The organism is Cellulosilyticum sp. WCF-2 (assembly GCF_003990395.1).
GTDB classification, from domain to species: Bacteria; Bacillota; Clostridia; order Lachnospirales; family Cellulosilyticaceae; genus Cellulosilyticum; species Cellulosilyticum lentocellum.
The window spans coordinates 381217-405329 of sequence record NZ_CP034675.1; the positions used below are offsets into that span (position 1 = coordinate 381217).

At 34.7% G+C, this 24113-nt stretch carries 21 protein-coding genes; 6 read left to right on the forward strand and 15 right to left on the reverse strand.

Translation table 11 applies throughout. The annotated features are described in order from the left end of the window. Positions 1–232 precede the first annotated feature (232 nt). The 4 genes from EKH84_RS01520 to EKH84_RS01535 form a co-directional block, all read right to left on the reverse strand. Positions 233–2878, reverse strand: coding sequence for an FtsX-like permease family protein (locus EKH84_RS01520; RefSeq protein WP_127064851.1), 2646 nt, complete (start codon positions 2876–2878; stop codon positions 233–235). Next, on the reverse strand, positions 2875–3558 hold the full coding sequence (locus EKH84_RS01525) for an ABC transporter ATP-binding protein (RefSeq protein ID WP_127064852.1): 684 nt from the start codon (positions 3556–3558) through the stop codon (positions 2875–2877). Before EKH84_RS01525 ends, EKH84_RS01520 begins: the two co-directional genes overlap by 4 nt. 164 nt (positions 3559–3722) lie before the next feature. Further along, positions 3723–4721: a sensor histidine kinase gene (locus EKH84_RS01530; RefSeq protein WP_127064853.1), complete on the reverse strand. Its 999-nt coding sequence runs from the start codon at positions 4719–4721 to the stop codon at positions 3723–3725. Further along, positions 4722–5399 (reverse strand): response regulator transcription factor, encoded by a 678-nt coding sequence (locus tag EKH84_RS01535; RefSeq protein ID WP_127064854.1) that lies wholly within the window; start codon positions 5397–5399, stop codon positions 4722–4724. Between the two features lie 334 nt (positions 5400–5733). Between EKH84_RS01535 and EKH84_RS01540 the strand changes: the two genes are divergently transcribed. Continuing rightward, the gene (locus tag EKH84_RS01540; protein WP_127064855.1) at positions 5734–6483 is read left to right on the forward strand and encodes an acyl-[acyl-carrier-protein] thioesterase; all 750 of its coding nucleotides are present in this window, start codon (positions 5734–5736) and stop codon (positions 6481–6483) included. Between the two features lie 29 nt (positions 6484–6512). Here EKH84_RS01540 and EKH84_RS01545 read toward each other — a convergent pair whose 3' ends face one another. Beyond that, positions 6513–6998, reverse strand: a complete 486-nt coding sequence (locus EKH84_RS01545; protein ID WP_127064856.1) for a GyrI-like domain-containing protein — start codon at positions 6996–6998, stop codon at positions 6513–6515. Positions 6999–7282: 284 nt separating this feature from the next. Between EKH84_RS01545 and EKH84_RS22800 the strand changes: the two genes are divergently transcribed. From EKH84_RS22800 to EKH84_RS01565, 4 genes are all read left to right on the forward strand, one after another. Next, positions 7283–7642: a YbaN family protein gene (locus EKH84_RS22800; RefSeq protein ID WP_127064857.1), complete on the forward strand. Its 360-nt coding sequence runs from the start codon at positions 7283–7285 to the stop codon at positions 7640–7642. Positions 7643–7718: 76 nt separating this feature from the next. Further along, positions 7719–9461 carry an ABC transporter ATP-binding protein/permease gene (locus tag EKH84_RS01555; protein WP_127064858.1) on the forward strand — a complete coding sequence of 581 codons (1743 nt, stop codon included), beginning with the start codon at positions 7719–7721 and terminating at the stop codon, positions 9459–9461. Beyond that, entirely contained in the window at positions 9454–11118 is a 1665-nt protein-coding gene (locus EKH84_RS01560; RefSeq protein ID WP_127064859.1) for an amino acid ABC transporter ATP-binding/permease protein, read from the forward strand. Before EKH84_RS01555 ends, EKH84_RS01560 begins: the two co-directional genes overlap by 8 nt. Then, positions 11119–11415: a nitrous oxide-stimulated promoter family protein gene (locus tag EKH84_RS01565; RefSeq protein WP_127064860.1), complete on the forward strand. Its 297-nt coding sequence runs from the start codon at positions 11119–11121 to the stop codon at positions 11413–11415. It abuts the gene before it with no gap. 90 nt (positions 11416–11505) lie between these two features. Here the strand turns inward: EKH84_RS01565 and EKH84_RS01570 are convergent, their stop codons facing one another. Both EKH84_RS01570 and EKH84_RS01575 read right to left on the reverse strand, forming a co-directional pair. Continuing rightward, complete coding sequence (locus EKH84_RS01570) at positions 11506–14169, reverse strand: M56 family metallopeptidase (RefSeq protein WP_127064861.1); 2664 nt, start codon at positions 14167–14169, stop codon at positions 11506–11508. A gap of 2 nt (positions 14170–14171) precedes the next feature. Then, a complete protein-coding gene (locus tag EKH84_RS01575) occupies positions 14172–14534 on the reverse strand; it encodes a BlaI/MecI/CopY family transcriptional regulator (RefSeq protein WP_013659006.1) in 363 nt (120 codons plus the stop codon). A 268-nt stretch (positions 14535–14802) separates the two neighbouring features. On the opposite strand from EKH84_RS01575, the gene EKH84_RS01580 reads away from it, so the two are divergent. Further along, on the forward strand, positions 14803–16308 hold the full coding sequence (locus EKH84_RS01580; protein WP_127064862.1) for a phytoene desaturase family protein: 1506 nt from the start codon (positions 14803–14805) through the stop codon (positions 16306–16308). 18 nt (positions 16309–16326) lie between these two features. Here the strand turns inward: EKH84_RS01580 and EKH84_RS01585 are convergent, their stop codons facing one another. From EKH84_RS01585 to EKH84_RS21795, 8 genes are all read right to left on the reverse strand, one after another. Then, the gene (locus EKH84_RS01585) at positions 16327–17853 is read right to left on the reverse strand and encodes a hypothetical protein (RefSeq protein ID WP_127064863.1); all 1527 of its coding nucleotides are present in this window, start codon (positions 17851–17853) and stop codon (positions 16327–16329) included. Beyond that, the gene (locus EKH84_RS01590) at positions 17846–18346 is read right to left on the reverse strand and encodes a sigma-70 family RNA polymerase sigma factor (protein ID WP_013659009.1); all 501 of its coding nucleotides are present in this window, start codon (positions 18344–18346) and stop codon (positions 17846–17848) included. The genes EKH84_RS01585 and EKH84_RS01590 overlap by 8 nt, the downstream gene beginning before the upstream one ends. A gap of 149 nt (positions 18347–18495) precedes the next feature. After that, complete coding sequence (locus EKH84_RS01595; protein WP_243118631.1) at positions 18496–18699, reverse strand: hypothetical protein; 204 nt, start codon at positions 18697–18699, stop codon at positions 18496–18498. Between the two features lie 255 nt (positions 18700–18954). Further along, positions 18955–19800 (reverse strand): MerR family transcriptional regulator, encoded by an 846-nt coding sequence (locus EKH84_RS01600; protein ID WP_127064864.1) that lies wholly within the window; start codon positions 19798–19800, stop codon positions 18955–18957. Between the two features lie 11 nt (positions 19801–19811). Then, positions 19812–20555 carry an ABC transporter permease gene (locus EKH84_RS01605; protein WP_127064865.1) on the reverse strand — a complete coding sequence of 248 codons (744 nt, stop codon included), beginning with the start codon at positions 20553–20555 and terminating at the stop codon, positions 19812–19814. Further along, positions 20552–21274 (reverse strand): ABC transporter ATP-binding protein, encoded by a 723-nt coding sequence (locus EKH84_RS01610; RefSeq protein WP_127064866.1) that lies wholly within the window; start codon positions 21272–21274, stop codon positions 20552–20554. The genes EKH84_RS01605 and EKH84_RS01610 overlap by 4 nt, the downstream gene beginning before the upstream one ends. 907 nt (positions 21275–22181) lie before the next feature. Further along, a complete protein-coding gene (locus tag EKH84_RS01615) occupies positions 22182–23369 on the reverse strand; it encodes a GNAT family N-acetyltransferase (protein ID WP_330547581.1) in 1188 nt (395 codons plus the stop codon). A 459-nt stretch (positions 23370–23828) separates the two neighbouring features. Further along, complete coding sequence (locus EKH84_RS21795) at positions 23829–23996, reverse strand: hypothetical protein (protein WP_190283452.1); 168 nt, start codon at positions 23994–23996, stop codon at positions 23829–23831. Positions 23997–24113 lie beyond the last annotated feature (117 nt).

Below are 24113 nucleotides of genomic sequence, written 5' to 3' on the forward strand. Positions count from 1 at the left end.
TATTCAATCACAAAAATGGATAGTTGGCTATTATTTTTCTCCGAAAGTATCCCCATAACTTTCTTTAAGGAGTAAAATAATCCCCAAACTATCCACTTAACCACATCTTATTTCCTTTATTGCTTATTTGTCTTATCTCTTTGTTATTTATTACCTTACTTTTATATCTCTATTTATTACACCTTAATCACTTATACTTTTTGCTCTCATTGTGCTTAGCTTACTAGCGAGCTTATAAATTCGTATCTTTCAATCCTTCAATAATGTTCTGTCCTTTGACCTTAGCCCCAGAATAAAACATGGAAGCCCCTATAATCACGAACACCGAAATAATAACTGTTATTATGCTACCTACTGGAACGAAGAAATCAAAATCAAAGCTATTACTAAGCTGCTTATATATAACCACCATAATCATAAAACTTATAGGTAATCCATAAAGCAATGCTTTAAGACCATAGAATATACTTTCAAAGTTGATCATTTTATTGAAGCCTTTTGGTGTCATTCCTACTGACCTTAACATAGAAAATTCTCTTTTCCTAAGTGCAATGCTAGTAGAAATAGTATTAAATATATTAGCCACACTTACAAGGGTAATGAGGACAATAAAGCCATAGATAAATACTTTTATGACAGTTTGTATTTGCTCCGAAGTCTGTTTTTCTTCATAAATATTATAAATACTATAGATTGGATTTCCACTATTTTCTTGCAGTGCTTGAATATCTTTTTGTAATCCAAAAGGATCCTTTGAAGTTAAATACATTGTTGGATAGCTAGATATTTCATACCCCATATGTTCATTACTATTTTTCATAAGTGTATTAAGCACATCTTCAGATACAATTAAATTAAGGGTATTATCATTTTCTTGAATTCCCATTCCCATTGGAGGCTCTTTAGCAAATCCAGCAAAAGCTATTTCTTCACCATCTAATATCTTTTCTTCGTTACTAGCTTCATCCCATTCTCGCCTGCTTAATGTAAGCTTATCATTTATAGAGGCTCGGATTACTTCCTCATCTCTATAATTTTGCGTTTCTTTATCCTTAAATTTAGCACGATTTAATACAATAGCTGCTGGTGTTTGAGGATTATTTAATAAATTGATATCTGTTCCTACTGACTGTGCATATGCTTTTAAGGCTTCATTTTCTAATGCTATAAGATTAACATTGTAAAAATAGCCTCTTTCTTCTATCCCACCCAAAAATTCTTTTATATGACTTGGTGTCATTTCATCAGGTAAATCGGCCTCGAAGTATGCCGTTTCTAATAAGCTATACTTTTCAACCTTATCAAGACTTTTTAGCTTCTCTAGCTCTACTTTCCTTTCTACATCATTTCTATAGTTAGCTGATACACGTATATCATAGTTTGTATTTTGTACCACCATTTCCAGTGAACGATTCATGTAAGCCGAAAAAGTAGCTGTTGTCAAAAAGAGTATAATACTAATGATTAATGAGAAAAGTGTTGCACGATAACGGCGCCCATTCCTTTTTAAATTCTTTAAGGCCAGCTCCCCTTCAAAACCAAATAGTCTTCTTGTAAACTTTGAGGTTTTAATTTTTTTCTTATTCATTTTAATATCCGTTGTTTGCCTAATGGCTTCAATTGCCGATATCTTAGAAGCTCTTCTAGCTGGTATATAAGTTGAAATAAAAATAGTTAAAATAGAAATAAGCACTGTACTTATAACAGCTATGGGTGATACTACCAAATGTAAGTTTTCTTCTATACTCATAATATTTTTAAACATACCATTAATAGCACCAAAAGTAATACTCATTCCTAAAAACCCTGCCAAAAGACCTAGCGGAATACTAATTCCTCCAATAACAGCACCTTCAAAGAATACAGAATCTCTCTTTTGTTTCTTAGTTGCCCCTACACTTGCCAACATACCTAAATACTGAGAACGCTCTGCTACTGAAATAGCAAAAGCATTATAGATAAGGGAGATGGAACCTGCCATAATAATGATTAAAACAATGCCGACTACACCAAATAATGCAAAAATTAAACTACTATCACTATTTACACCATAGCAAGCTAATAGCTCACTATTGGGTTCCACGACTTCTATGCCAACTTTTATACCCAGGGCTGCATTATGTTCATAGATACCCACATTTAAATTTTTTAGTAAAACGGATACTGTAACAGTAGCCTCACTCGGTATTTCATCTGGGCTAATATAAGTCATAAGCTCATACGCAGGGGACCAACTATATTCTTCTTTTGACTTCTTGGTTACACCTACAATCGTATATTCCTGTGTTTGCTGAGCTGCAAAAGTCTCCATACTTTCCCCTTCAGCATTTCTCACAAAACTATATCCTTGATTTAGGGCTCCTTCTTCCTTTTCACCTGTTTCCTCATTGATAGCATATCTTTGTCCTAAATCTAGTTTTATCTTATCTCCAACTTTATAAGATAAGCCTGTACTAGATTCTAAGTGTTCTGGAATGACTATTTCATTACTAGCCTTAGGTAAACGCCCTTCTATTAGGTTGACCGGCATTAACTCAAAGCCTTCTTGATTATAACCTTTTACAAATAAATAAGGTTTATCACTATTCTTGGTAGCTTCTAAGATAGAGTAACCTACTGGATAGCTCACTACTACTTTGTCTACGTTTTCATCGTCTTGAAGAATTGCTATATCCTTCGCTTTCATATCATGATAACGCATATGCCAGTTACCATCAGAGCTTATAGCTACTCGTTTCATCAAATCCATAGCAGAACTCACAGAAACTGTTACCGCTGTAACCATTGCTACGGAGATAATGGCTCCTATAATAGTTACTAAAGTTCTTCTTCTATTCATCTTTAACTGTCTAAGCGTTAGCTTATTTACAATATTCATCGACGAATCACCTCGTCTTTAGCAAGCTTTCCATCTTCAATGGATATAATTCGGTCTGCTTGAAGAGCAATACGTTCATCATGAGTAATCATAATAAGTGTCTGATTATACTCTTTATTAAACATCTTTAAGAGTTCTACAATTTCCATTCCATTTTTACTATCTAAATTACCCGTTGGCTCATCTGCTAAAATCAAAGCCGGGTTATTAATTAGCGCTCGTCCGATGGACACCCTTTGTTGTTGTCCTCCAGAAAGCTGATTAGGTAAATGATTCACTCTTTCAATTAAATTAAGCGTGTTTAAAAGATCATTTAAATGTCTTTGATCCACTTTTTGCTGATCTAACAGTAAAGGAAGTGTCATATTCTCCTCTACATTAAGTACAGGAATTAAATTATAAAACTGATAAATAAGACCTAATTGCCTTCTTCTAAAAATAGCTAATTTGTTTTCATCTAACTGATAAATATCTGTTCCATCCACAAATACCTTACCACTTGTTGGTCTATCTACACCTCCTAAAAGATGTAGTAAAGTAGATTTCCCCGAACCTGAAGCACCAATAATAGCTACAAACTCACCTTTCTCTACTGAAAATGATATATTATCAAGAGCCTTCACTGCTGTCTCGCCACTGCCATATACTTTTGATAGGTTTTCTATTCGTAAGATCTCCATTTTCATCCTCCTCTTAGGTTATACTCCTATACTATTCTCTCTGGATTACATCCTTGTGATTGTATTATGACAGTTTTGTCATCATTACATAACTAATGAAGAATTAAGAATGAATAATGAAAAATTAGTCTTTAAACCTATATAGCAGAATAGTTCAATTTTTTTTATATAACTTTCTTGTAAAATCTAATTCTAAAGCTTGTTCCCTTACCTTTTTCACTTTTCACAGTAATATCTCCATTTTGTCCAAGTACAATACTACGTGCCATGGCTAGTCCAATGCCCACACTTTCACTGCTGGCATTCTTCCCTCTATAAAATCGCTTGAAAATATTCGGTATATCTTCTGAATCTATACCCTCTCCATTATCCACAATCACTACTTCTGTGTACAGTGGGTTTTCCACAGTGTGCACATGAATTTCCCCACCTACAGGTGTATGTTCCATGCAATTCTTAATGATATTAACAACAGCTTCAGCACTCCAATTAAAATCACCTACGAAGTGTACTTCATCTCCCTCTACTACTAAGCTTTGTTCTTTTAGCTCCATAGGTATCAAAAGTGGTTGAACGGCTTTATTAATTAAGGCTTTTACCTCTACAGGTTCTTTCTTGAACTTAATTGTTCCTGCATCTATCTTTGAAAGCTTTAGAAGCGAACTTACTAGCCATTCAATTCTCTCTAGTTGCAGTCTAATCCTTCTTGTAAACTCTAACCTTTTATCATCTGCCAAGTCAGGGCTTGCTAGTAGCTCTGTCATCATAATCATAGAGGTAAGAGGTGTTTTTAATTGGTGAGATATGTCTGATATGGCATCTGCTAAATAAACCTTATCCTTCTTTAATAGCTCAGACTGCTCTGATAGCCTTAAAGTAACTTTATAAATTTCATTTTTTAATATACTTAACTCACCTTCTTGATTATCTCTAATATCTAATGAGTATTCTCCCGAACAAATGCGGTGCAAATAAGATGATAACTCATCTAATTTTTTATAACGCCTTCTATTAAAGAACCATATTAAAATGAGTAGCAGAATACTTGTTCCTAAAGCTAAAAATCCCGAACTAGTATTTAAAATAAAAGCACCTATTATATTAATAAGTGCTACTATCAACATGCCAACAAGCAGTACTCTATATTCTTTATTCCGAATCATCTATCTTCCCACCTTATAACCAATTCCTCTAATCGTCGTAATAAATGTTGGATTCCCAGGGTCATCTTCTAATTTATCTCTTAAACGTTTAATATAAACTGTTACAGTATTATCATTTACAAAGTCTCCTGCAATATCCCATATGCCTTCTAACAGCTGATTTCTAGATAAAGCCTGCCCCTCATGCGTAATGAAAGTAAGCAGCAGTCTGTATTCTAAAGCTGTCAATTGCACCTCTTTATTATTCTTATAAACCTTGGCTTCCAAGGTGTTTATTCTAATATTATTATAATTAAAAATAGATTTTGTACTGTCTGTTTTATTATGGCGGCGCAATACTGACTTAATCCTAGAAATAAGTTCTCGAATTCTAAAAGGTTTCGTTACATAGTCATCTGCGCCCATATCCAGTCCCATAACCACATTAACTTCATCATCACAAGCTGTTAAAAAAATGACTGGAATATCTCTATTCTCTTTCGCCACCTTACAAAGCTCATAACCAGAACCATCAGGAAGCGTAAGGTCTAAAAGGCATAAATCTACTACTTCGTTTTCTATATAAGCTTTCCCCTCTGCCACATTGCCGCATACTTTAACCTCATAACCTTCTTGTCCCAGTGAATACTCTATTCCCATTGCAATGGATAAATCATCTTCTACAACTAAGATTTTCATTTATTCCCCTCTTTCCCTCATTATTTAGATATCTACACCTTTAATAAATATACAAAAAGAAAGCTATACACTAATGGCCTTCTTTTGGATTTGATATCATTAAAATTTGCTCTGTATAGATATCATTATTTTATAAGGCCTATCTTTGGGCTTAGTATAACCCAACTTATATAAGTTTAAAAAGCCTTATTTTTTAATTATCGTACCTTTTGGGTCATATATACCTTTCATTTTGTTTACAAGCCAAGGTATACGGCAAGAATACAATTGATTCATTAGATTGCTTTAGATATAATTAGTCACAAAGAGATTCCATACGAAGGGGCTATTAAAAATGGATAATACATTCAGTAAAAAATATACGATAGAAATTTATGATGTTGATTCAAATTATAGATGTAAATACTCATCTCTAATGAATTATTTATGGGATGTAGTTGTTTCACAAAGTGATTCTCTAGGAGAAACAGATAATGGTCTTATTAATAATTGCGCTTGGGTTCTACTCAAATATGACTTAACCATTATCGAATATCCCAAATTTCGCGACACTATCACTGTTGAAACGGATATTGTAGGCATAAAAAAATTATATGGCTATCGAAGTTTTAAAATTAAAACTTCAGAAGGTACTCTCCTTGCTTCTGGTATTTCCACTGCTGTGCTTATTGACATTAATAAAAGACGCCCTGTAAGAATCTCCCCTGAACAATGTAAGCTCTATGGAATAGAAAAGGAATTAGAAGAAAACATTCCCTTAGACGATTTTATACAACTTGAAGGCTATAAATATTCAAAGGATTATCGCGCACGACATAGTGATATTGATATCAATCAACATGTAAATAATGTTAAGTATCTTGAAATGGCAGTTGATACTTTACCTAGAACTATTTTAAATACGTCTGAAATCTCAAATATTAAAGTACTATATAAAAAAGAAGCCCTAGATGAAGCTTCTTTACACGTTTGTAGTGATGTTATAGAAAATGAGAAGGGTCACTTAACGACCCTTCATACAATAATAGATTTAACTCATGATAAATTACTTACAAAGTTAGAACTTAAATGGAGAAAAATATAGCCATAACCGTTTTAAAGAAGAAATATATACTATTCTTTTACAGGAGTTAACGTATACATTTGGAAATTGCCTTTTTCAAAATCCTCTCTTGGATAAACTTCAATGGTAAACTGTCCATTTATATTAACCTTGTTCTTTTTGGCCCAAGCTTTTACATTTCTTTTGCCCATTACCTCACCCGTTAGTTGTTCAAATGTCTCGGCATTAAATGTATCTTTAATGTACTTACCTAAAGGAATTATAAATGAGAGACAATCCTTTTCAACCTTGTCTATCTCTGTTACTCCGCATCCTGCAATATAATCAGGTGTTTTATTTAAACAAACGGCATATTCAACAACGGGTGTTTCCGCATTTTTAACACTGCCTCTATATGTTTCACCATAAATATCCCACAGCTTTCCAAGGCTGGCAAATGAAACTGGTAAACCTGATTTTTGTAAACTTAGCCCAACAACTTTAATTTCCCTATCAATTACTATTATCTCTGTACTATTTTTCTCAACAAACATCATATCGCACCATTCCTTCTCTTAATATAAATAGTTCGTAGTTGTACTTCATCTAAAAAATTAATTTGCCCCTGTACTATTTTTCATCATTCTACTGTTTTCAGATAATTTTGTCTATACCCTTTATTTAGAATTACCGAAACATTTATATTGGGTTTAGCCCTTACATATACCCTCTTTACGATATTGATAATTATTTTCATTTTTTGTTTACATGAACTTCTTTTTATATTAAGATATTCATATAATGACTATAAAGACTTCAATGAGTCCGTAATGGAGGTTCTATGCACCGATTTATTTATCTCACTATAGGTTTCATTTTTTTAGCTCTTGGCTTATTAGGGGTTGTATTCCCAGTTCTCCCTACTACGCCTTTTTTATTGGCGACTTCTTTTTGCTTTGCTAAAGGTTCCGATCGCTTTCACCGTTGGTTCACTGAAACCAAAATTTATAAAAATAACTTAGAGAGCTTCGTAAACGAGAGAGCCATGACACTTAGAACTAAAATATGCACACTTGCTTTTGCCTCAATCATGTTGCTCTTCCCTCTCATCTTTGTGGATGTATTAGCTTTTAGGCTATTTATTATTGCACTGTATATCATTAAGTACTATTACTTTATCTTTAGAATTAAAACAGTCTAAGTTAGCTATTCCATTCCTAATTTTATTTTCATTGTTTTAATACTAGAAATTTATACACAAGGAGTTTTAGAAATTTATGTTTAATCCACGACTTATTAAATTAGTCCCCAACAGTATCCACTTTATCATTCACACTGTGCTTTATCAGTGGATGGGTTTACTTTTTAATATACTTGCTACTTTTTCAACTGCCTTCTTAATAGAAGGTTTATTTTTTGACAAGCTTACTACACATTCAATACTCATTGCCTTTGGGCTTATTATTCTGGCTATTGTAGTTCGATTTACTACAAATATTAAAGCTACCCGCGCTTCTTACTACGCAAGTAGTGAAGTAAAAAACAAGCTTCGTTCTCTCATTTATAACAAACTGTTAGAACTAGGTATCCACTATAACGAAGAAGTTTCAACTTCAAAGGTGGTTCAGATGGCTAGTGAAGGTGTAGAACAAATCGATATTTACTTTGGTCGTTATTTACCTCAGCTTTTTTATAGCTTATTAGCACCTATTACCTTATTTATTATCCTCTCCTTCCTTAATATCAAGGTAGCTTTTATTTTATTAGTGTGTGTACCACTGATTCCTATATCAATTATTGCAGTTAACAAGTTTGCTAAAAAACTCTTTCATAAATACTGGGCTTCTTATACTGGACTAGGAGATCATTTCTTAGATAACTTAGAAGGTCTTACAACGCTTAAAGTCTATGAAGCTGATGAATACTACAATGAAGTGATGAATACGGACGCTGAACACTTTAGAAAAATCACTATGAAAGTACTCACGATGCAGCTTAATTCCATCACACTGATGGACCTTATTGCCTATGGTGGTGCAGCTATTGGTATTATCTGTAGTCTCATTGCTTTTGGAAATGGAAGCATTAGCTTAAGTGAAACCATTGTCTTCTTACTTTTAACAAGTGAATTCTTCATTCCACTTCGTCTATTAGGTTCTTTCTTCCACGTAGCAATGAACGGAATGGCAGCTGCTAAAAATATATTTGCTCTTATTGATATTGAATCTAAAGATGAAATAGCTACTACTCAGGCGTTTAAAAATGGAGATATTCAAATCTCAAATGTTAACTTTAGCTATGATGAATACCGTCAGATTTTAAAAGACATCTCTATGTCTATTAAGCAAAACAGCTTTGTATCTATTGTAGGAGAATCAGGCTGTGGTAAATCTACTATTGTTTCTCTTCTTATGCGATTTAATAAACGCTTTGAGGGCCACATAAGCATTGACGGGGTGCCACTGGGTAGCATTGATTCAAAATCATTTATGGAGAATGTATGTATTGTTAAGCATCAAAACTATCTTTTTAAGGGTAGCATTAGACACAATCTCCTCATGGGAAATAAAAATGCAACAGATGAAGCGTTATTAGAAGCCTTAAAACAAGTGAACCTCTATGACTTTGTTATGTCAGAAGGCGGTCTTGACTTTATGCTAACTGAAGGGGCTTCTAATCTTTCAGGTGGACAAGCACAACGATTAGCTTTAGCCCGTGCTTTACTCCATGATGCTTCTATTTATATCTTTGACGAAGCAACTTCAAATATTGATGTTGAAAGTGAAGGCATTATTTATAACATCATTAAAACATTAGCTACAACTAAAACTGTTATTTTAATTTCTCATCGCCTTGCTAATGTTGTAGAAAGTGATACCATCTTTGTCTTAGACAAAGGAAAACTCGTAGAACAAGGAACTCATGAAGAGCTCTTAGCTCATGGCAAAACTTATTCTAACCTCTATATGAGTCAACAAAATCTAGAAAATATATTTGAAGGAGGACATCAAAATGCCTAAAAGCGGCCTTACTATCATGCGCAAACTCCTTAAGTTAATTTCTCCCTTTACTCTTATTATGATGATTACTATCACCATGGGTGTGCTCGGCTTTTTAGCTGCTATTGGGATTACTGTTTTTGGAGCATTTGGTATTTTAGCGACTCTCGATATACCACTTCTTCCATTCTTTACTGAAATGAAAGCAATCTATATTAGCTTAGCTATCTTTGCTATTATGCGTGGTGTTTTAAGATATATGGAGCAATCGAGTGGCCACTACATTGCCTTTAAACTCCTAGCATTTATAAGAGATAAAGTATTTAAATCCCTTAGAAGATTAGCTCCAAGTAAATTAGATCATAAAGATAACGGGCAGCTCATTGCCCTTATTACTTCAGATATTGAGCTATTAGAAGTATTCTATGCTCATACTATTGCACCTATTGCCATTGCCATCATTACTTGCCTTATTATGCTAGGTATTATGGGTTACTACTCACCTCTCATGGCACTTGTTGCTTTCTTTGCTTATATTACTATTGGAGCAATCATCCCATATTTCACAGCAAAAAGTGCTCGTGAAGATGGTAGGGTTTATCGTGAAAATGTAGGGGAACTTAATCAATACTTCCTTGAATCCTTACGAGGCATGAGAGAAATCATCCTCTTTGATCAAGGTAATGCTCGTCATGAGGTCATCCAAGCAAAAAGTATTAAAGCCGATGAAAGTACTAAGAAAATCAAGACTCATGAAGGTATTACCAAAGCCATTACAGAAACAGCACTTTTAGGTTTTTCAGCCCTGATGCTATTAGTAGGTATCTTAATTTGCCAAAATGGTTCACTTTCCTTTGGCGGCTTCCTTATTGCTTTAGTTTGCCTTATGAGCTCCTATGGGCCAGTTGTAGCTTTAAGTAATCTATCTAATAATCTTCTTCAAACTTTAGCTAGTGGTGAGCGTGTCCTATCACTCTTGGAAGAAATACCAGATACCCCAGAAATTACTGTTGGCCATGAAGTTACAGATACAGGTATCGAAGTAGAAAATGTCTCCTTTGCCTACCAAAGTACCCCTATTTTAAAAGACCTATCTATTTCCTTTAAAAAAGGTGAAATCATTGGCATATCTGGCAAAAGTGGCTGTGGTAAATCAACTCTCCTTAAGCTTATTATGCATTTCCATGAGACTAGGGAAGGTCAGATTTCAATAGGGTGTCATAATGTGAATCAAGTGATGACTTCTAGCCTCCGTCAAAATATGGCTTATGTTACACAAGATACTTATCTCTTTGATTCAACTCTTGAGGAAAATCTTCGCATTGCCAAACGTGATGCTACAATGGAAGAGCTTATTGAAGCTTGTAAAAAAGCTAATCTCTATGACTTCATTCTTTCTTTACCAAATGGGTTTAAAAGTAAAGTAGGTGAACTAGGCGATAGCCTCTCTGGTGGAGAACGTCAACGATTAGGAATTGCTAGAGCTTTCTTACATGACAGCCCAATCATCCTTCTAGATGAACCAACCAGTAACTTAGATAGCTTAAATGAAAGCATTATCCTAAATGCCTTAAAAGCACATAGTGAGGATAAAACCATTATCTTAGTTAGTCATAGAGCCTCTACCATGAGCATCGCTGACCGTATCTATTACATGCAGGAAGGAAGAGCATCTTAAATGTCTCGTATTGAACAAGAAAAGCAAGTCGTAGCAGCTATGATTGGTGTTTACTGCCGTAAAAAACACAAATCTAGAACCCTATGTCCAGACTGTGAAGTACTTAATGCTTATGCCAGGAAGAGGTTAAGCTGCTGCAAATATGGTGAAAACAAAAGCTTCTGTAGCGCCTGCAAAACCCATTGTTATGCGCCACAACACAAAGACAAAATTAAAGAAGTTATGCGCTTTAGCGGCCCTTGGATGCTTCTTTATCATCCTATTATGGCCATTAAACATCTGCTAACCACTCACTAAAAAAGATACCAGAAAAGAGAACTTTCATCTCTTTTTCTGGTATCTTTTTGTTTCATTTCTATAACTAATTCTGTAGATTTATAAATCTGCTTATGGGAGGTACTGTTCACGAATGTTGGTTACATAACCACCCTGTGTTTGCACCCAAAACGGAGGAGTACTTCCTTCTTCATACCCACTGAGGTAGTTATAAAACTCATTTTTATCTGTAGTGGTATATTCATTTAACTCATCAGACTCTTTAGCTTTTTTCATAAAATGATACTGGGTATATTCATTGACTATAAATGTATCCAAGTAATGCTTAGGATTGTAAATATAAAAGCCATTTGGCATATCCGCATCACTTAAATTCAGTTCGTTCATTCGTTCTTCCTGACTACTTGTAACCCACTCTGCTCTATCAAAATGAAATAGCTCTGTATCTAGCTGAAAATCTGATATATATCCAAAATAGATACTGACTGGTAACTGCTGAAAGTCACTAAGGGATGCATTTTCTATGAGTTCAATATCCTTATAGGTAAGCATCTGACCAAGCACCTTATTGGTGTATTTCAGTGCCACATTCTTCGTATCTACAAGCCAAGGCATTTCACCCTTATCATATGCCTCCTGCATACCCTCATAATACTCCATAAGGATAGTATCTACTTGTGGATCATCATAGTAAATGCTACCATTACCATCCATCCACCTTTCTACGCACCATATGCCACCACTTCCTTTTTGGGCTGGTTGAGATAATAAGAGTTTACAGGTTTCTCCTGTAGAAAGAGGAAATTTTACTAAGATATGTTCCCCTGAATAGGTTTCCTTAGGAAGCTTTCCACTTTTCTCAAGGAATTGTCTAAGAGCTACTTCTTGCCCTGATAATGTGTTTCCTAGATATCCAGACCTTAGTACTCCTAAATACTCTGGCCCTCCATTTTCAATACTAAAAACTAAAATAGGCTTTCCCATATCTCCATTTTCAGTAATCCAACCATCTATAGTATTCATACCTCCTGCCAGTAAGACATTACCAATATTATCTGGAAGCAAGCGATACTCAATAGCCCATAGTTCAATAGGGGCATTCGTTAAATGGGTAAAGGTAGCTATTTTATTTAATGCTGTTATTTTGCTATCTACAAGCTTAAATGTCGTATACTTAGAATAGCTTTCAAACATTTCAGCTACATACTGCTCTGCATATTCTTGGATAGGGGATGCCTCCATTTGTGGTGTTGGCCTCATCTCTTCTACTTCTTGCTTATTTGTGACCTCCTGTTGCTTCCCAAACACTTGATACTCCTTATGCTCTAAGCTACTTTCATAAACAATTTTAATGGTAGCGACTTCTACGCTAGTAAAAGTTAAATAAATCACTTCATCCTGGGTACCTGGTAGCATAGTAATGGCCCCAAACGACTGATTGTAACGTTCATCATTTTCATTAGGATAATAGCACGAAAAACTATTTTTTTGATAGGTAGCCATTAGCTCTTTGCTAACCTCCATTAAGTTTTTCTCCCCTGTAATGCAGCTATAAGCCTTTACGTCATTGCCTGCTGTATCTTCAAATCCCCATATGATCTGCTTTCCATCTGCTAGTGAAAATACAAAAACTTTATTATTCTTAAGAAGCTGGGTATCAAAGCTTTCAAACGCATAGGAGCATACAAGCTCTTCCTTTTTAAGATCATACACATAAACGCCACTAGCTTCAAAAATCACCTTATTTCTATCCGCATAGAGTATCCTAGGCATTTCTGAACCTATGATACTACTTTCAAACTTTGTTAAATCCACCTCTTTTGCAACTAACGCCGTGGAGAAAGTAATCGGATTAGTCAAAAGTCCCACACTTAATAGGAATATTCCTATTAAGATGATACTTACTACCCAAAAACTAGGTTTCTTATAACTTAATACATTTTTAACACGGCTTTTGGTACTGCCTTCCCCAAAGGCAAGAGGTATAAGTCCAGTATGCCTTTTCCCTACTGCAAAGGATAGTAATGAGGAAGAATATGCCTTTTTGACATCATTTCCTAGAGACTTAATGACTGCCTCATCACAAGACATCTCCATATCTTTCCCTGCCATAAAAAAAGCTACCCATACAAGTGGATTAAACCAATGGATACACACCACTATAAAACTAATGAGCCTGATAATATGATCATATCTTTTAATGTGTATTTGTTCATGCAAAAGAATATAATGCTTTTCATCAGGCGAAAGTCCCTCTGGCAAATAAATCTTAGGATGAACGATACCTAACACAAAAGGAACCTCTAGCTGCGCTGTTATATAAATATTGTTTTCTTCATGTCGACTTGTTTCTAGCTTCCTCTTTAATTTAATAAGAGAGAATATTCCATACGCTAATAAGATTACCACGCCTACTCCCCAGACAATTAACCCAATAAAAGTCCATATCTGCATAGGGTTAACACTAGCTTCTATAGTAGCTACAGGTAAAGCATTATTAACGAGTTGATCCATATTATTAAGCCCAGTATGGATAGTAGGTGTCTGCGTATACAAAATCTCCTGTGAGATAGGCTTTGTGTTTGCAGGCATGAGACTCATAATACTTTCAATAGAGAAAGGACAAATCAGACGAAATAGCACAATACTCCAAATAACATAGGTGAAAATTTTAGGTACTCTTTTAAGTAAAAGTCTAGTAATCATTACAAAGCAAATAACAAAGCTTGCTGTAAAACTCATATTAAGGATTTCTAAAAATAACCTTTCTAGCATTTTTATCCCTCCTCCTGTGCATCAATGAGCGTTCTTATTTCCTCTATTTCTTTTTCACTAAGCTTCTTTCGCCTTGTGAAGGCCGCTAAAAATTGTGGCAGAGAACCACCAAAAGATTCTTCTACAAACTGTTCTCCTTGGGCACCTAAAAACTCTTCCCTTTTCATCAATGCCCTTACCGTTCCATGACTATTTTCAAATATTTTACGTTCACACAAACGCTTTAGCATAGTATAAGTAGTCGTTCTCTTCCACATAAAGGCTTTCTCACATAACTGAGTTAACTCACGAGAGCTGATGGGTTCGTTATTCCATATTAAATCAGCAAACTTTTGCTCCATTTCACCTAATTTATAAGTTTCCATTAAAACACCCCTTTGACTAATGGTATTAGACTACATTTAGTCTAATACCATTAGTCAGGGAGGTCAATAGATTTAATCATAACTTTCTATATATATAGAATTAGATTGTAAAATTACATTTCAATGCATATATCTATGACTTGATTCGGATGGCAGTTAATACCTTTTTTAGTTTAAATTCATATCAATTAGGTAATAACTAGTTCCATATAAAATTAATGCATAAGATAACTAGTTGCATTATTCATCTGATTAGGGAGGTATTACCATGGCTGGGTGTCATATTATTATCATTGGCGGAGGTATAGGTGGTCTATGTTGTGGCCTCCACCTACTTCATGCAGGTTATCAGGTCTCACTTTATGAAAAATGCCCACAGGTAGGTGGCGTTATTCAATCCATTCCTAGTGCACCAGGCTATGCTGATTATGATAGCTTTGCCTCCATTGGTATTCATCCTTATGCTTATCGTCAAATTTTCACTGATATTGGATTACACTGGCAAGATTATTTCTCTGAAATTCACTTAGATGAATTATACCGTGTGTTTTATGAAGATGGGTCTTCCTTTACATTTAAAAAAAATGGGATTTCTTATAAATATGATTTTGAGGCTTTTTATAATGAATCCTTTAGTGATTATAATGCCTTCATCAATCAGTTTTATCAAAAGTATCTTACTGCTTATGCACTTATACTTTCTCAGCCTTTAACTCATATTAAAGATATGATGACTCCTCATAAGTTATCTGCTTTGATTAAACTTAATCCCCTAACTTCTGCTTCTTGTGCTATTAAACGTCGTTTTACTAGTCCTAAGCTTAGGGATTTCTTGCTATTTCAAAGTTACTATATGGGCTATCCAACTTCACAGATTTCTCAGCTTTATGCCACTATACCAGCCTGTACTCAGGCACTAGGTTTAACTCATATCAAGGGTGGTATGGGTGCTTATGTAAAGGCGCTTCAAAAAGCCTTCATAGACTGTAAAGGTCAACTTTATTGCAATGCACCTATTGAGCGCATTCTAACTGATCATGATAAGGCTTATGGTATCCTAACCACGTCAGGGCAAATGAAAAAAGCAGATATTGTGATTTCTAATGCTGATTATCACTTTACGATTACGAAATTACTAAATCGTTCTGCTAGATTGCATAAACCTCTTCTGTCTTTTCAGATGACCTGCTCTGTTTTTATGCTAAGACTTACACTTTCAATCAGCCTACCCATGCTTTCTACCCATAATATCTATCTCGTACAAGATACGGAAAATACTTTTTCAGCCGTTGGGAGTGGCACTATGCCTTTGAAATTTCCTATGTATATTTATTACCCTTCTTATATCGATGATACTTTTAATGTAAATGGGTCCACCACTTTAAATATCATGGTGCGTGTGCCTAATCTTTCTTTTAATGCTTCCTACTGGTCTCCTTTAACCATTGAACGGATGCGCTGTATCTGTCTCAAACATTTAGCTGATTTGTTAGAAATAAATAGTATCGCTCCTTATATTATCCACGAATCAATGAGTACCCCCAGAGATTTACAACAAAAATTTAATTGCTATCAAGGTGCTGCCTTTGGCCTTGCTCCTTCAATATTACAAAGTGCATGGCTACGTCCACAGCCTATTTGTCCTTTTGTTACAAATCTCTATTTTACTGGTACATCTATTCATCCAGGTAACGGTATTTCTATCGTTATGGAAGGTGCAAAGACAGTAAGTAACCTAATTCAAAGTAGTTATCCGCTAAACTTAAAGAAATAATTGTATAATTAATTTTTCTTATTCCTGACAATTGATTTCATTGTCATTGATAATGATTTTTTTAATATTATTAACATCAATAAATTCTTGTTTTTCATCACAATTTTCATAAGTTAATATATAGTACTCTGATTTACTACTGTCATCTTCTCCTAAAATTAGACCAACATTCTTTAGCTTAATCTCTTTATCTTGATTATCAATCAGTGTAATATCTAGCCAGTAACTATTAAAATAACCAGCAAACCTATTAGTTTTCTTATAAATTGTACGTTCTTTTACTTGAATACCTGTATTTGTTAAATACACCTCATCCACCATAACCTTATAATCTGTCTTATCCATTTGGATATTGGTTTCCCATTTCTTAACATTGCCCAGATCTATTTTAAACTCAGCTTCCCATGTGCTATCTACTAATACATCTTGTTTATCATAAACAATTTTGGTGGCTTCCAAATAGGGGATTTGTTCTGGGGTTATATTAGGAAAATAGCTTAATACCTCTCCGTATACAATTTCATTTACACCATAATAATCAAATTCTTCTGCCTTATAGACTTGTCCTGTTCTTGTATCTACAAGCTCTGTAATTTCGCCCTCTGTATATGGTTCTACGTACTTCATATTTAATTTTTGTGACCTTATCTCTCTAGAGTCCCCAGATTGTATATAAGGTTTGTCACCTGTTATATGAATCACAATCCCCTGAATATTTTGATTCTCTTTATATCTTTCATCACCTTTAATATTAATAACAGCAATACCTTTTAATAAAACTGAAGGATACTCCTCATCGATTACAGCTGTTTTTCCACCTTCGGTTCTTCGATTTAAGAGTTCCCTTAGCTCCATAGCTAATCCTCCTTTATCTTGGACCTCTTTTTCTATATTTTTTTCTACTGTACTGCCTATTTCTGTAACTTTAAAAGGCTTAAGAGGAATTTTTATTTCTTTTTCTATACTTTGTTTTTTCATAAGGTTTTCTGCTTTAATTTTAATAGGTGAATCACTAACTAAATCAGGGTTGTTAAATGTCTCAATGCAATAAGTAAGCTGTCTACCATCTGAAGAGAGTACCCCTTTAGATGATGGATGCCCAAATTTACGTCTTCCCATTACAAAGCTAATTCTTTGACATACTACATCCTTCGTCCATGGTTTATCTCCCAGATTTGTAAACTGAACAGTAGCAACTGCTCCATGTCCTTGATTAAGGACTTCTTTTACTTCCATTTTAACCTTTTGATTTTCATCATAAGCTTTTACATATTGTACTTCATCTATTACCTTTTTCATTTCTTCCTGCTCAAAAAACAAACCTAATCCTAATGTATAATCCATGGCCAGAATCGTACTTGAACAAATTAAAAGCATTAACATAGCTACTGAAACCTTTTTATACTTTATATAACGCCTGGATAAATACTTGCTTTCCTGCTTATCTTCACTGCATGCTAATCGAATATTTCTTTTCGCTTGGTCCGATAATCTTACTGGTTCTAAATATGTATCTACTTCTTTTTTAAACAATCTCTCATCCATATATACATTCCTCCTCAAAATCATCTTTGAGCTTTTTTCTTGCTCGGTTCAGTCTCATTTTTATACTACTTTCACTTATGCCAAGTATCTCTGCAATTTCATTTATTTTAAAGTCTTGATAGTAATATAGGAGAATAACTTCACGATATTTAATAGGTAAATCCATTACTTGTTTGAGTAACTCACTTTGGTTAATTTGATTAATCAATTCGTCCTCTAACGTATTACGCGTTTCAATCTTTTCAATTCCAATTTGTACTTTTCTAAACCAACTTGTCCTCACATAATTTTTGCAAATATTAATAGCAATGCTAGTGAGCCAAGTTTTCTCACTGGACTCTTTCCTAAATTCACTTATGTATCTATACGCCTTAATAAATACCTCTTGCACAGCATCTTCGGCTAATGCCCAATCCTTTAAATAGATATAGCATGTACGTGCAATGTAATCACCATATTGATTCATCATCTGCTCTAACTCATACTCTGTCATTGATTATTCTCCTCCTTTTCTACTTTTTAGACACATTAAGTTTCATAAGGGTCACATTTTATTCTGAAAATTTAATCATTTGGTCGTAAAATCAAATTGAACAAAATAAAAAAGTGGACTAGCGTCCACATTTCTTCTGCTAGGGAACCCTAGGTTCCCTTCGGCGCTGACAAAGAGCGTGTCAGCTGAGCACTCTCCTTAATACGACAGAGGGGATTCCTCTCTGGATTCCCCTCATCTATAATATCCTTTTCAATAAAACATTCTTCTTTTAATTCTTGTGCATACAGCTTTTTACATATTAGTGTTAATCTTGCTTCATCAAAATAGGGTACATCCTCATATTTTTTCATAGTTAAGTTTGCATTAGAAATAGAATCTCCTTTGTTGGCTCAATTAAATCTGATACCATAATTACATTAAGGCCGACACTGCTGGCTGAGCGAATACCATTTAAGGAGTCTTCTATTTGCCCTGAGCTCATTCCTTGAAATATCTTTTCTATCCCTATAGTAGACTTTTCCTCAAACAGCCTAAATAATTATCAAATAGTATTTGTATTTTGTTTTGTAAATATATTTTACCCTATAGCTTTCTGCCTTTTTGTATCACTTCTGAATCTTTTTTACAGGAAACTGTATTTCAGTTAACCACTCTTCCGGTGTGTCTTTATTCCAAATACCATCAATATAAGACTCTCTTGGATAGCCTGCTATTTCAAATCCATTCTCCTCCATCCATGCTAAAATAGCTCCATAAGCTTTTGGAAAGTCTTCATAGGGTCCTTTATGCAAGGCACATGCAGCCATTTCTACTTTTTCAATGGTTTTAAAGGTAATCATCTCTGAGTCTTCTTTCATCTCAGTAACAGCTTCACAAACCTCTACATCTATATTTTCCTCTCTATATTCACCATCATGATAAATATTAAAACAATATTCAGGCACTGCGCAAATGCAACCTAACCTCTCCATTTCACGTCCCATAGGAGGCACAATATTAAAAAGGACATTGTAATTAGGAATAATCGTTCTCATAGAAGCTACAATGACCTCTGGCAATTCCTTAAGAATGACATTGTAAGACCTGTCCCCTCCCTTATGAATAAGATAGTATTCCACCTGAGAAAGCTTCATATTTTCCTCTGCAATTCTTTTAATTAACTCGGCTTTTTTATGAAGGAGAAGCTCCTCTACAGACATCCCCTCTTGAACCTTCTTTATTTCCTCCAAGGAAAAGCCCATCTGACGAAGTGCTAATATCTCATGTAAAATAGGTAATTGCTTAGAGGTATAATATCTATATCCATTCTCCTCATCAATATGTTCTGGATGTAAAAGACCTATATCATCATAATGCCTCAAGGTCTTAATAGTGACATGATTCATTTGAGAAAATAAGCCGATTTTATATAGAGTTGGCTCTACTTTTTCACATTGATTCTTCTCTTCCATCTTCTCTCCTCCTATTCCCATCTAAATTTTTTCACTGCAATGACACTACTTATGAGGGCAATGCCTAGCATTAAAAGGATGGGAAATGCTAAGTCACTTACAGGTGTTCCTAGAGAATAGCCTTTAAGTAGTTTAATGCCCTGAGTTAAAGGTAATACATTAGCTGTAGCTTGAAGAGGGTTAGGTAATACCTCATAAGGAATCGTTGCCCCAGATAAAAAGAGCATTGGAAAGTAAACTAAAGTGCACACTAGATTAGCTGTTTTTATTGTTGTACATAAACTTGCCATAAGCATGCCTAGCCCATACATAGCCACCATCACTAGTAAATAACTACCCATAAATCCTAAGATAGAGCCTTGAAGTTGATACCCAAATCCAAACTTCATCATTAGGTAAACTGCTACTGAGGAAACTAAAGCCGTTATCATATTAATAACTACTTGTATTAATAATATCACAGCTGGACTAATAGGTGTCACACAGTAATGCTTTAATATTTTTTTGTCTCTATAATCTGCTACTGTAAGAGGAATTCCCATAAAAGCTGTAGCACAAATCCCCACAGTAATGAGAGCCGCAAAGGAGCCTTGCACAAAAGTATACTCAGCTCCCTCAAAAGCTGGTTTATCTCCACAAATCATCCCTATTAAAAGGGCAATCCCTACTGGCATTAATACCCCAAAGAAAATACCATCTATTCCCCTAAGAGCCACGCGTCCTTCTACTTTTAGTAATGTTAGAAACCTTTTCATGATTCTATTTCCTCCCCCATATACCAAAGATAAGCTTCTTCTAATCGTTCATAGGGACTATTTCCTATGAGTTCCTTTACAGCACCACTCACTATTTCCTTCCCCTCTTGTAAAATGCAAATCCTATCACAGAGTGCTTCTACCTCATCCATATAATGAGAAGTGAGAAAAATAGTCACTCCTTTTTCCTTCAGTTCACGTAATTTCTTCCACACTTCTCTTCTAGCTGCTGTATCTAAACCTGTAGTTAACTCATCTAGAAAAATAACCTCTGGCTTTGGGATAAGGGCTAGTAATACTGATAGCTTTTGCTTTTCTCCTCCAGATAAAGTAGAAACATATTGTTTTTTGAATCCACTTAATGAAAAAGCTTCTAGTAACTCTCCATAATCTGCAGGGTCTTTATAAAGGGTAGCTGTCTCCTGGCAAAGCTCTTCTACCTTAATGCGGTCTTGATAACAAGATTGTTGTAATTGAACACCCACTCTCTCAAAAAGCTCTTTTCTAGAATTGGCTGCTTTCATACCCAACACAGTAGCACTCCCTCCTTCAAAGCTTTTAAGCCCTAGAATGCAATTAATCGTTGTAGATTTTCCTGCACCATTATGTCCTAGAAGCCCAAAGACTTCACCTCTGCTTACCTGAAAAGATAAGCCATCTACTGCAACCTTGCTGCCATACTGTTTTCTTAGTCCATTCACTTCAATAACTGTATTCATTTGCTCTCCTTTCACACTTATATGACTTAGTAACTAAATTTACTTTACATACTCCTGTAAGGGGAGAGTCAATACCTTTTTGAAAGGTAATGAAGAATGGAGAATTTCTGCTGATTCCCTCTTAAGTTAATGGAGCCAATAAAATAAGCCTAGCTACAACTACCTCTAGTCTCTTAGAAATAGTGTCCTAGGCTCTCTGGATAACTCTGCTTTCGGTTCTTTATGGCTCTATGCTCCTTTTTATTTAGCCTACATCTTTAATGACTAGCTTAATGATTTGTTTACACTTAGAACACTTAATTGTCCCTACAATATACTGTGCATCTAATAACCTTTGATTCCTGGATGCTCAACATATATTCCTTGTTTTCCAAAATCATCTCTATATTTAGTAACAGTCTTACCCACGCCCTTAGAAATCTGCCTCTAGTGACTCTAAAATCTGTAACACTTTCAAGTACAGAACCTACCCTATCCACTGTCACTGCTACCTTAATATAATCAATAAACTCCTTATTTATATCTGAATAAGCGCTCCTATGGTCATTGTCATTAAATTGGCTATTACCACATAATACTTGATAACCGTTAGTCTATTTGTGGCGTACTCCCATGTAAGATACCTTTTATAAATCAAATATTCTATTCAAATAACTAAGCCTTCTAAAATAATAAAGGCTACACTTCCCCACTGCATCCCTTGAATGATTTGGCTCTCCATGGTACTACAATCCAATAATACTACCACATTATACTCGCCAGTTTTAATTTGGGGAGAGACTCGGATATTTCCATCCCCTTTTCGGATAATTAAGCTAGTGACCAGCTATCATTTAGTTTTAGATGTAAAAGGAGGGGATTTAAGCCTACATATTCGGCTTAAATCCCCTCCTTTTTTCTACATCCTCTAAAAATAATCAGAGAAATAAGGTGTCTGTTGCTCTATAGCATCTTCTAACATATCTAATGTTTCGCTATTACATACTAGCCTTCCTATTTTATAAAGATAATCCGGCCTTTTATACCCTAATAACATTGTTGTCATAGTTTGTATATTAATTCTATCATTAGTTTTTTCTGTGGTACGCTTTATTTTTCCTTGCCCAGATTCTGAAATAGTGAGTGTAAAAACCCCTTGATTACATGTGAGTATGGGATCATCCATGGTAAAAGTCCATTCTCTCTTTACATTATCTGGTTTAAAAGGGTATTGTTTAATGAATGCCTCTAAATCCACAATCCGTGCCATAAAGTAGGGTGAGATTGTCTCTCTAATATCTGCATCTTCTAATAAAAATGCTAAAGGTTCATCTGTATATGTATTGCCTATTACTTTTGTAATCATTGAAAAATGAGCACTAATAAAATTCCAAAGCCCACTACGTGCTTCTTCATTCACAAATATCATGTCCTTGATATGGAAAATTTCATCTCTAATATCATACAAGACATATCCATCTGGATCTCCTTGCTCATTATAATAAACTGCTGCCATTAGATCATCTGTATCCCATAGTAAGTATTCATTCCAAGCTAAATCGTCCCTTAGCAGTGCTCCATGAGTTTGAAGGGCAAACCTTTCATAGGTGTTTTTAACCTCGTCACTTTCCACCTCTACCCTTTGTACCTCTCCTGGTACTTGCTTATTTTTAGGCAATTGATAATCACTAATCTCATAAGTAATTCTATCAGATATAATCTCCCAACCTTTTCTGCGGTAATAGGGGACAGAGTATGGATACAAATAGCATATGCTTTGCTGACGGTCTTTCATATTCTTCAAAGCTTGTTCTAACAACTTATGCATTAACCCTTGATTAGCATATTCAGGGTAAGTTCCTACTCCTGTAAGTCCGCCCATATCATAGACCTCACTAAATATACATACCTTCATAGGATAAACTGCCACTTGAGAAATAAGGTTATCCCCATCAAACCAACCTAGTACATCTGCCTGCTCTAAAGTTGGTGCCTTCGCACGAATAATCTCTTTTTCTTCCCAGCCCACTTGTTGTAATTGTTGGTCAGTTACTTGAAAGACATATCGAAGTAGCTGATTGTACTGCTTAAGATGTTCCATTCCAACCTTCTTCATAGTTAGATTTCTCTTCCTACTCATACAGCTCTTTAGCCTCACTTTCATTCATTACATTTACTCTACTTCATTATATTATGTGATTTATAATGTATCTATCATTTTATTAAAAAGATTTTCTATTATAAGCCTATTTATCTAACACCTTGAATTCATATTAAATCACTCTATATAAATAGAGTTCTAACTTTCAGTTAGTCTTTTTATATCCTCTGAAATTTAGAACTCTTTATAGATAAAACACCCTCACCTTTAGCTGTCAGTCAATATTATTAAATTTATGGAGATTTGAAGCATATCCTCCTCACTTAATCCTAGTTCCTTCATTTCTTCTACTTGCTCACTTGTGATCCATTCTACTCTATCTAAATGAAAGACATCTATATCTAAGTTAAACTCTGAGATATAACCTACATAGGTACTTACTGGTAACTCGTAAAATTGAGCAAGGCTTGCATCTTATATAAATTCAAAGTCTTTAATGGTATACCTAAGTGCCACATTCTGAGTATCTATAAGTTCTGGCATCTTTCCTTCATTAAAAGATAGTTGTAATGTTTCATAATAAGCTTTAAGTGTAGTATCTACTTCAGGGGCATCGTGGTAAATAGAGCCTCCACCGTCCATCTTAAAATAGCTCCATAGGCTTTTAGAAAGTCTTCATAAGGCCCCTTGTGCAAAGTACATACAGCCATTTCTACTTTTTCAATGGTCTTTATCTGAATCTTCTTTCATTTCAGTAAC